The sequence below is a fragment of the Mesorhizobium sp. M7A.F.Ca.CA.002.04.1.1 genome (genome assembly GCF_004022805.1).
In the GTDB taxonomy this organism is placed as follows: Bacteria; Pseudomonadota; Alphaproteobacteria; order Rhizobiales; family Rhizobiaceae; genus Mesorhizobium; species Mesorhizobium ciceri.
Genome location: NZ_RZPL01000598.1, coordinates 1 through 3,631, shown reverse-complemented (window position 1 = coordinate 3,631; position 3,631 = coordinate 1). Strand labels below are relative to the sequence as shown.

The window sequence follows — 3,631 nt, the reverse complement described above, 5'->3', positions numbered from 1 at the left end:
CCACAACAGTCTGGCATGCGCCGCGCTCGAAAACCCCTGTTTTCCAGCCTTTGAGCGCCAAATGCGCAGCGCATGCCAGACTGTTGTGGCCCGCCCCGACAAAGATGGCGTCGAACTCGCTCACGCCCCGTCCCCATTTCCTTTATGCTTAAAGATAATTGCAGATGCATATGTTTTCGTCTAGTAGGATATTAAGGGCCGAGACGAGCCTTGATCATCACACGAAAGAGGGAACTTCAAACCATGGACACGCAAAAACTCCTCGGCGAAGTCGCCGGCCAGCTTCTTTCAGGCGCCATCAAGGTGGTCGACCTGTCGGCGCCGCTCGGGCCGGACACGCCGTTGATCAAGCTGCCGCCGGAACTCGCCGTCGACACGCCGAAGGTCGAGATCCACAACATCTCCCGTTACGACAAGAACGGTCCGTGGTGGGCCTGGAACTGGCTGAAGCTCGGCGAACATTCGGGCACGCATTTCGACGCGCCGCAGCACTGGATCAGCGGCAAGGATTATCCGGACGGCGCCACCGACACCATTCCGGCGCAGAATTTCGTCGGCCCGGTCAATGTCATCGACTGTTCGAAGGAAGCCGCCGCCGACCCCGATTTCCTGCTCACCGTCGACCACATCAAGGCCTGGGAAGCCAAGCACGGTGCGATCAATGCCGGCGAATGGGTGGTGATGCGCACCGACTGGTACAAGCGCAACGGCTCGGAAGCCGAGTTCCTCAACGCCAACGAGACCGGTCCGCACACGCCCGGCCCGACGGCCGAAGCCATCCAGTTCCTGATCAGTAAGGACATCAAGGGCTGGGGCTCGGAGACGATCGGCACCGATGCCGGCAAGGCCGGTGGCATGGAGCCGCCATTCCCGGCGCACACGCTGATGCACAAGGCCAACCGCTACGGTCTCGCCAGCCTTTGCAACCTCGACCAGCTGCCGCCGAAGGGCGCCATCCTGATCGCGGCGCCGCTCAAGATCGAGCACGGCACCGGCAGCCCGATTCGCGCGCTGGCGCTGGTGTCGAAGCAATAAAGCGAGGTGGGTCTTCGGGAGAAGATCATGCGAGAAGGCGAAACCGGGTTGATGGCAGGTAGAGGGTGGCAGGCTTGTAGCGCTAGCGCCCTACGGCGCCCCCCTCTGTCCTGCCGGACATCTCCCCCTCAAGGGGGGAGATTGGCCTTCACAATGGTTTTCGCCAATCTGCGACGTTGCAGGATTGAGTGGGGCGCCGAAGCTGCCAATCTCCCCCCAAGAGGGGGAGATGGCCGGCAGGCCAGAGGGGGGCGCCGTAGAGCGCAATTCCACGCGATTGAACTCCACTGCCCGCAAGCAAAGAGCAACCGCCAATGACCGCCCCCGATCACATCATCGTCGGCAGCGGCATCAACGCGCTGGTCTGCGCGGCGATGCTCGGCGGCAAAGGGGCGCGTGTGCTCGTCCTGGAGCGCAACGACCGCATTGGCGGTTGCTTGCGCACCGAGGAGATCACCGCACCCGGCTTCATCCATGATGTGATGGCGACGACCTTCGTGCTGTTCATCACCTCGCCGGCCTTTGCGGCACTGGGCGCCGATCTCGCGCGCCACGGGCTGGAGTTCTGCCACACGGGCACGCCGACGGGCGTGCTGCGGCCGGATGGCAGCCATGCCGTGCTCAGCACCGACCGTGCCGCCAACATCGCCGCCCTCAACGCAATCGCGGCAGGCGACGGTGACCGGCACGCGGATGATGTCGGCGGCATCGAACGCAATGCCGGCCTGCTGTTCGGCTTGCTCGGCGGCAGCCTGTGGTCCTACCCGACAGCGAAGCTGCTTGCCGGTGATGGCTGGCGGCGTGGCCCGCGCGGCCTTGCCGCCTTCCTCGGCGAAGCTCTGGTGCCGGCGCGCGGCTGGCTCGAAAACACCTACCGGTCCGAAACCATCCGCGCGCTGTGGGCACCCTGGGTACTGCATGCCGGGCTTGGACCCGAGGACGCCTTCTCCGGCCAGATCGCCAAGGTGATCGCCTTCGCACTTGAGGCGGCCGGAGCACCGATCGTCAAGGGTGGGGCAAAAAACCTGCTGGCGGCCTTCGAGGCTTTGATTCGGGAACGCGGCGGCGATATCCGCACCGGCGCCGATGTCGCTTCGATCGTTCAAAACAATGGCCGGGCAACCGCCGTGCGGCTGGCCTCGGGCGAGACAATCAATGCCGACAAGAGCGTCATCTGCTCGGTTACGCCAACGCAGCTCTATGGCAGGCTGCTTGGCACGGATGCACCCAAAGCCGATGTCGAGGCGACGCAAAAGTACCGCTACGGCAAAGGCAATTTCCAGATCCACTACGCCTTGGACAAACCGCCCGCATGGCCGGGCGAAGGCTTGGATAAGGTGGCGTTGCTGCACCTCACGCCCGGCCTGGATGGCGTCTCGAAAGCTTGCAACGAGGCGGCGCGCGGCATGCTGCCGGAGGTGCCGACCATCTGCGTCGGCCAGCCGCACGCGCTCGACCCGTCGCGCTGCCCGGAGGGCAAGGCGATCCTGTGGCTGCAACTGCCAGAGGCGCCTCGCCACATCAAGGGCGACGCGGCCGGCAAGCTGCAGGCGCCGGCAGACGGGCAATGGACCGATGTGCTGCGCGAAGCCTATGCCGACCGCATTGAGGCGATCCTCGCCAGCCATATCGAAGGCTTCAAGGACAGCGTCATCGCGCGCCGCGCCTATTCGCCGGCCGATCTGGAGGCGATGAACATCAACCTGGTCGGCGGTGACCCCTATGGCGGTTCCTCGACCATCGACCAGTCTTTCCTGTGGCGGCCGTTCAAGACCAGCCGCAACCATCAGACCGGCATCAAGGGTCTCTACCATATCGGCGCCTCGACCCACCCGGGTGCGGGTCTCGGCGGCGGTTCCGGCTTTCTCCTGGCGGGGAGGCTGTGATGGAAGAGAAGGTCGCGGAAAAGCGCCAGCGCATTTCGACCCTGGGGCAGATCGGGCTGCAGCAATTCGCGCCCTATCTGATGAACCGCATCATGGGCCGCTACAACGCCACCTTGCGCGACGATTTCCGCAAGCAGGGCCTGACCATCCCGCAGGTCCGCACGCTCGCCGTGCTGTCGGTCACCGACGGTATCACCGTCAACGACCTCTCGGTCTATACGGTCATCGAGCAATCGACCTTGAGCCGGACCCTCGATACGCTGGAGGGCCAGGGTCTGGTGCGACGCGAGCAGGGTGTCACCGACAGCCGAATCCGCCATGTGTTCCTGACCGACGAGGGCCGCGCCGAGTTCACCCGCGCCTGGCCGGCCATGCACGACGCGTTCGAAGCGATGTTCGACGACATCGACGATGCCGAATATTCCGCGCTCATCGCCACGCTTTTGAAGATGCTGAAGAACATTCGCAAGCACGACATCTAGACCTACGCGCCGCCAGCGCTGGCGGTAACGGAAGGGAGAAAAAGAATGGCCGAACGGTCTTTTGCCAGGGAAGTCGAAAAACTCAGGCTCGGTGCCGGCGAGGAGTTTGCCGGCGAAGGCATTCTCGCCATCACCAAGGCGCTGCTGCAATGCGGCGTCGGCTATGTCGGCGGCTATCAGGGCGCGCCGATCAGTCACCTGATGGACGTGCTGGCCGACGCGCAGGAC

The 3,631-nt window shown here is 64.3% G+C and carries 4 protein-coding genes; all 4 read left to right on the top strand.

What is annotated here, in order from left to right; genetic code table 11:
- The first annotated feature begins 243 nt into the window (after window positions 1-243).
- Entirely contained in the window at window positions 244-1,035 is a 792-nt protein-coding gene (locus tag ENZ75_RS25025) for a cyclase family protein (protein WP_063169953.1), read from the top strand.
- A gap of 314 nt (window positions 1,036-1,349) precedes the next feature.
- On the top strand, window positions 1,350-2,921 hold the full coding sequence (locus ENZ75_RS25015) for an NAD(P)/FAD-dependent oxidoreductase (RefSeq protein ID WP_063169954.1): 1,572 nt from the start codon (window positions 1,350-1,352) through the stop codon (window positions 2,919-2,921).
- A complete protein-coding gene (locus ENZ75_RS25010) occupies window positions 2,921-3,403 on the top strand; it encodes a MarR family transcriptional regulator (protein ID WP_013527967.1) in 483 nt (160 codons plus the stop codon). Before ENZ75_RS25015 ends, ENZ75_RS25010 begins: the two co-directional genes overlap by 1 nt.
- Window positions 3,404-3,448: 45 nt before the next feature.
- Window positions 3,449-3,631: hypothetical protein (locus tag ENZ75_RS25005; protein ID WP_164887983.1), on the top strand; the 183-nt coding region annotated here is incomplete at its 3' end.